This window comes from Pseudoalteromonas shioyasakiensis (assembly GCF_022398475.1).
Taxonomy (GTDB): Bacteria; Pseudomonadota; Gammaproteobacteria; order Enterobacterales; family Alteromonadaceae; genus Pseudoalteromonas.
Window position 1 is genome coordinate 1 of sequence record NZ_JAKEVM010000187.1, and the last position, 6,548, is coordinate 6,548.

Annotated in this window: 5 protein-coding genes; all 5 read left to right on the forward strand. The window is 43.8% G+C overall.

The window, feature by feature from the left end:
- Nucleotides 1–93 precede the first annotated feature (93 nt).
- On the forward strand, nt 94–693 hold the full coding sequence (locus L1D51_RS19920) for a hypothetical protein (RefSeq protein ID WP_054560756.1): 600 nt from the start codon (nt 94–96) through the stop codon (nt 691–693).
- 180 nt (nt 694–873) lie between these two features.
- Nucleotides 874–1,956: a glycine cleavage system aminomethyltransferase GcvT gene (gene gcvT, locus L1D51_RS19925; protein ID WP_239964609.1), complete on the forward strand. Its 1,083-nt coding sequence runs from the start codon at nt 874–876 to the stop codon at nt 1,954–1,956.
- 214 nt (nt 1,957–2,170) lie between these two features.
- Nucleotides 2,171–2,560 (forward strand): glycine cleavage system protein GcvH, encoded by a 390-nt coding sequence (gene gcvH, locus L1D51_RS19930; RefSeq protein WP_054551324.1) that lies wholly within the window; start codon nt 2,171–2,173, stop codon nt 2,558–2,560.
- Nucleotides 2,561–2,724: 164 nt separating this feature from the next.
- Nucleotides 2,725–5,616 carry an aminomethyl-transferring glycine dehydrogenase gene (gene gcvP, locus L1D51_RS19935; RefSeq protein WP_239964610.1) on the forward strand — a complete coding sequence of 964 codons (2,892 nt, stop codon included), beginning with the start codon at nt 2,725–2,727 and terminating at the stop codon, nt 5,614–5,616.
- Between the two features lie 676 nt (nt 5,617–6,292).
- The coding region (locus L1D51_RS19940; protein ID WP_239964611.1) for a dsDNA nuclease domain-containing protein at nt 6,293–6,548 on the forward strand (256 nt) is incomplete at its 3' end.

Sequence of the window (6,548 nt, forward strand, 5' to 3'; positions counted from 1 at the left end):
AAGCATTATTTATCAATTGATAAATAATTACAATTTGTTGTTGCCAGCACGGCGCAATATACTTCAAGCATTAACGATTGATAGGTGTCACATATGACTTTTACGCCAATAATGTTTGCTCGCCACAGCCAAGCTGAGACCCCAGCAGACAACGTGCTACAAGCAAATAGCGATACTGCCATTATGGATTTTAGTGGCACTGAAGCAATCCCATTTTTAACGGCTATTTTAGGTCTTGATATTAATAAGCTAACCGCCAGCGGTTTAGGCTTACGTAGTTCATTAGACGATGACCTAACAAGCAGCTACGCTTATGCCCTGTATTACTTTAACGAAACTGCATTTCGTTTTGTGCTAGGTAAAGATGCCAGCGTGCAATTACAGTCGCTTATTAATGAGCAACAACTACGTTACGACATTGATTATGTAATGCGTGACGATTTAAGCGCGCTAACCTTAAGTGGTGAGCAAGCGTTTGATGCCTTGGTCGACAGCTTTAAGCTAACGCCGGGGCTGCGTTTATCAGACATGCGCAGCTGCTATGGTGCACAAAGCGGTGAGGTATTTATTACCGCCATAGATAACCAAGCAACACAGCAATTTCAGCTGGTGGCGCGCCAAGCAGAGCTTGATAAATGGCAAACGCACTTGCAGCAGCTCGGCTTTGATTTAGCCTTAGCCAACGTTGCTTAAAAGATAAAATTTTTAAAACAGCTACGCACTTGGGTGTTTAGCTGTTTTTTAGTTACAAAATCGCAATTTGGGTGTGACAACTGTGCAACTAATGTATAATCGCCGCCCATGTTATTCCCCCTCATTAAATTGAGGCCACGCCCCACAACTTGTGGGTTAATTTAAAAGTGAAGGAATATTATGACTTCTAAAACAGTTTTACATGCTAAGCACCTTGAAGCTGGCGCAAAAATGGTTGATTTCCACGGCTGGGAAATGCCAATCAACTACGGCTCACAAATCGAAGAGCATAATGCGGTTCGCACAGATGCAGGTATGTTTGACGTATCTCACATGACTATTGTCGATATTCAAGGCGAGCAAGCGCAAGCGTTCTTACGTAAGCTAGTTGCAAACGACGTTGCTAAGTTAACTGTATCAGGTAAAGCACTTTACACAGGTATGCTTAACGAAGAAGGCGGCGTAATCGACGACCTTATCATCTACTTCTTCTCAGAAACGAACTACCGTTTAGTAGTTAACTCAGCAACACGAGAAAAAGATTTAGCGCATTTAGCTAAAGTTTCGGCTGATTTCGCCGTAACGGTTACTGAGCGTCCTGAGTTCGCAATGATTGCCGTTCAAGGCCCTAACGCACGTGCTAAAACAGCAACAGTACTTAACGCAGAGCAACAAGCTGCTGTTGAAGGTATGAAGCCTTTCTTTGGTGTGCAAGCAGGTGATTTATTTATTGCGACAACAGGCTATACTGGCGAAGATGGTTATGAAATCGTAGTACCTAACGATCAAGCTGCTGATTTATGGCAACAACTTCTAGACGCAGGCGTAGCGCCAGCAGGTCTAGGTGCACGTGATACGTTACGTCTTGAAGCGGGTATGAACCTTTACGGCCTAGATATGGACGAAAGTGTTTCTCCACTTGCTGCAAACATGGCGTGGACAATCGCATGGGAGCCAGAGGATCGTAAGTTTATCGGTCGTGAAGTATTAGAACAGCAACGCGCTGACAAGAGCACAGACAAACTAGTTGGTTTAGTGCTTGAAGAAAAAGGCGTATTGCGTAGCGGTTTAAAAGTCATCGTTGAAGGTGGTGAAGGGGTGATTACCTCTGGTACATTCTCACCAACCCTTGGTCACAGTGTTGCGCTAGCACGCGTTCCGCGTTCAACTGGCGAAACAGCCCAAGTAGAGATGCGTAAAAAACTGGTTAACGTTAAGGTTGTTAAACCTTGCTTTGTACGTAACGGCAAATCAGTTATCTAAACTATAAAAAATTTGGTGTTATCACCTAATAATGCCAATTATGTTGAGTTGTTAGCCACTTATAGCGACAGATAAATAGAGTGATAACAAGGCATTAATTTTGATATGTAGTTGTTCTACCTGAGAAATTAATAACGCTGTTAGCGCTTTATTTAGACCGCTAGAATGGTTAAATATTTAAGTTGATTGGTATCAGAACCAAAGGAACAAAAAGATGAGCAATATCCCAAGCGAATTAAAATATGCTACTTCACACGAGTGGGTTCGCGACGAAGGTGACGGTACGTTTACTGTAGGTATCACTGAGCACGCACAAGAACTTCTTGGCGACATGGTATTCGTTGAACTACCAGAAGTTGGTGATGAAGTTGACGCGGGTGAAGACTGCGCAGTAGCTGAGTCTGTAAAAGCAGCATCAGACATCTACGCACCAATCGGCGGTGAAATCGTTGCAATCAACGAAGAGCTTGAAGATTCGCCTGAAACAGTAAATAACGACCCGTACACTGACGGTTGGTTATTCCGTATCAAAGCATCTGACACATCAGAGCTTGATAACCTGTTAGACGCTGAAGGCTACGCTAACACAATCGACGAAGACTAATTAATTAGTCACGCCGACTAAAAGCCCCTCATAAGTGGGGCTTTTATGATTTTATAGCTTACTTTTCCATACGCTGTAAGTTACTGAATCAACCTGTTTTTAAGTTATTGCCAGTTACCCATTGGCAGTAACCACTTTTTTTTGGATCATAGGAATCTGGACAAATGTCAAACGCCAAATCTCTTGAACAATTAGAGCAAAAGCAAGATTTTATTCGCCGTCACATTGGGCCAAGCCCAGCGCAAGTAAGCGACATGCTGAGCGCTCTTGGAGTATCGAGTGTTGAAGAGCTGATCGGTCAAACGGTACCTGCAAGCATTCGCTTAGAGCAAGGTTTATCAATTGGCGAAAGCCGCACTGAAGTTGAAACACTAAGCTACTTAAAATCAGTAGCAAGCAAAAATAAAGTGTTCAAATCATACATCGGTCAAGGCTACCACCCAACTCACGTACCACACGTAATTTTACGTAACGTACTTGAGAACCCAGGCTGGTACACTGCGTATACACCATACCAACCAGAGATTGCACAAGGTCGTTTAGAATCATTATTAAACTTCCAGACTATGACCCTAGACCTAACTGGTCTTGATTTAGCAAGCGCGTCATTACTTGACGAGTCAACGGCTGCTGCAGAAGCAATGGGCCTTGCAAAGCGTGTTGCTAAAGCTAAAAAAGCAAACATCTTCTTCATTGCTGATGACGTACATACGCAAACTATCGATGTTGTGGCTACACGTGCAGACCAGTTTGGTTTTGAAGTTGTTGTTGGTCCTGCAAGCGAAGCGGCTAATCATGAGATTTTTGGTGCATTATTCCAATACCCATCAACAACCGGTGAAATCACTGACGTAACTGACCTAATCGCACAAGTACAAGACAAAAAAGCGATTGCCTGTGTTGCAGCAGACATCATGAGCTTATTAATGCTTAAAGCACCAGGTAAACTAGGTGCAGACGTAGTACTTGGTTCAGCACAGCGTTTTGGTGTACCTATGGGTTACGGTGGTCCACACGCTGCATTCTTCGCAACACGCGACAAGTACAAGCGTTCACTGCCAGGTCGTATTATCGGTGTTTCTAAAGACCGTTTAGGTAACGACGCACTACGTATGGCAATGCAAACACGTGAACAACACATTCGTCGTGAAAAAGCCAACTCAAACATCTGTACAGCGCAAGTATTACTAGCGAACATGGCAGCGTTCTACGCGGTTTACCACGGTCCACAAGGCCTTAAAACTATCGCTGAGCGTATCCACCGTTTTGCTGACATCTTAGCAGCAGGTTTAAAAGCGAAAGGCGTAAACCTTAAGCACGACACATGGTTCGATACACTGACTGTTGTTGCAGATAACAAAGACGAAATCGTTGCACGTGCAGTAGAGCACGGCGTTAACTTTGCGTCTAACCGCGCAGGTGAATACTCAATTTCTGTATCAGAAACAACAACCCGTGCAGACGTAGCTGAGTTATTCGACATCATCTTAGGTGAAGGCCACGGCCTAAGCGTTGACGCACTTGCAAACGAAATCGAAGTAAATGGCAGCAACTCAATTCCTGCAAGCCTAGTACGCGATGACGAAATTTTAACGCACCCTAACTTCAACTCGTACCACAGCGAGACTGAAATGTTGCGTTACATCAAGCGTTTAGAGAACAAAGACTTAGCGCTTAACCACTCAATGATCTCATTAGGTTCATGTACTATGAAACTTAATGCGACAGCTGAGATGATCCCAATCACTTGGCCTGAGTTTGCAAACTTACACCCATTCTGCCCACTTGATCAGGCTGCGGGTTACCAAATCATGATGACAGAGTTACATGATTGGTTAGTAAACATCACAGGTTACGATGCAGTTTCACTACAGCCTAACTCAGGTGCACAAGGTGAATACGCAGGCTTAATCGCGATTCGTAAATACCACGAGTCACGCGGTGAAGGTCACCGTAACGTATGTTTGATCCCAAGTTCAGCGCACGGTACAAACCCAGCGTCTGCACAAATGGCAAGCATGAAAATCGTGGTTGTTGACTGTGATAAAAACGGTAACGTTGATATGGCAGACCTTAAAGCGAAAGCCGAAGAGGTATCTGAAAACCTATCTTGTATCATGATCACTTACCCATCTACACACGGTGTTTACGAAGAAACAATTCGTGAAATCTGTGACATCGTGCACCAGCACGGCGGTCAAGTGTACATGGATGGCGCAAACATGAACGCGCAAGTAGGTGTTACAAGCCCAGGTTCAATTGGTTCTGACGTATCGCACCTTAACCTACACAAAACATTCTGTATTCCACACGGTGGTGGTGGTCCAGGTGTTGGCCCTATCGGTGTTAAATCTCACCTAGCGCCATTTATGCCTAACCACAGCGTAATTAATGTTGCTGGCACAAACATCGGTAACGGTGCGGTTTCTGCAGCCCCTTACGGCTCAGCAGCTATTTTACCAATCTCGTGGGCATACATTGCCATGATGGGCTCTGAAGGCTTAAAACAAGCAACAGAAATGGCTATCGTGAACGCTAACTACTTATCTGAGAAGCTAAGCGAGCACTACCCAATTTTATACCGTGGCCGTAACAACCGCGTTGCGCACGAGTGTATTGTTGACCTACGCCCAATCAAAGAGCAAACAGGCGTAACAGAAATGGACGTAGCTAAACGTCTACAAGACTATGGTTTCCATTCACCAACTATGTCATTCCCAGTAGCTGGCACACTAATGATTGAGCCAACTGAGTCTGAGTCTAAAGTTGAGATCGACCGTTTCATCGAAGCAATGGTGTCAATCAAGTCAGAAATCGACCGTATCGCATCTGGCGAATGGTCAATTGAAAACAACCCGCTAGTGTTTGCACCGCACACACAAGCTGACGTACTAGGCAATGAGTGGGATCGTGCATACGACCGCTTCTACGCTGCATTCCCAGTACCAAGCGTAGCAAAAGACAAATTCTGGCCTACAGTAACCCGTATCGACGACGTATACGGCGACCGTAACCTAGTTTGTTCATGCCCAGCGGTTGAGACATACCGTGACTAAGGTTTGATTAAATTCAAATGCCAAAAAGCCGTTGCAGCAATGTAACGGCTTTTTTGTGTTTTGGAGAAAGTTAGCAGGGGGAAAGTTCGCGAGAGTAAAGGGGAAGGGAGTTATCAGCTTTCAGCCGTCAGCTATCAGATTAAGAAATAAGTTAGCGAGTTGCGAGAGGAAAGTTACGAGGAACGAGTTTCGAGGTGCGAGTTGTAGGAGGCGTTTTAACGCTGAAAAAGAGTTATTAGATATCAGTCGTTAGAAGGCAGATTAAAAATACCCAAGTTAGCGAGTTGCTAGGGGAAAGAGTAAAGGAGCTTTAAGGCATAAGTTTTGAGTTAGACGTGCCCGCACATTGCTATGGCTAAACCCGCTACCGTAGGCGTGAAATTTATTTCGAGCGAAGGAGATAGGGTTAAGTCAAAAAGTAAGGCCTGACCCAATGTGTTTTGAAGCAACTCACCCGTCTGCCGAAGATGATAGCGGGTTGTTTTAATAATTGACCACTGACACTTGATATCGGGATAAGTACTGTAATAATGTACAGTATCGATTTGAGTCGGTATAACTGTCATTATTAATCACGGAAAATATTAATAATAAGCTTTCATGGATAGAAAGTGATGCATATCCAATCACAAATCTTTCCTGCAAAGCAACTCTAATAAAGAGAGGTTGCTGACAGTTGGTTAAGTTACATGAAGTAGATCCTAGAGAACAGGACGGCAGAGATACATTATCTAGGTATAAAGCCCAAACTAGAGCCGCTAGTTTAGCCAGTTTAGAAATTCTAGAAAATAATACTGTAGATCGAGTCTTTTGCGATTGGCATGACGACTTCGTTGTTAGAAAGATTATTGATGGAAAAACGTATTATCACTTTTTTCAGGTTAAAACTAAGAAAAAAAGAAATGCACAATGGTCGCTAATAAATATTTTTG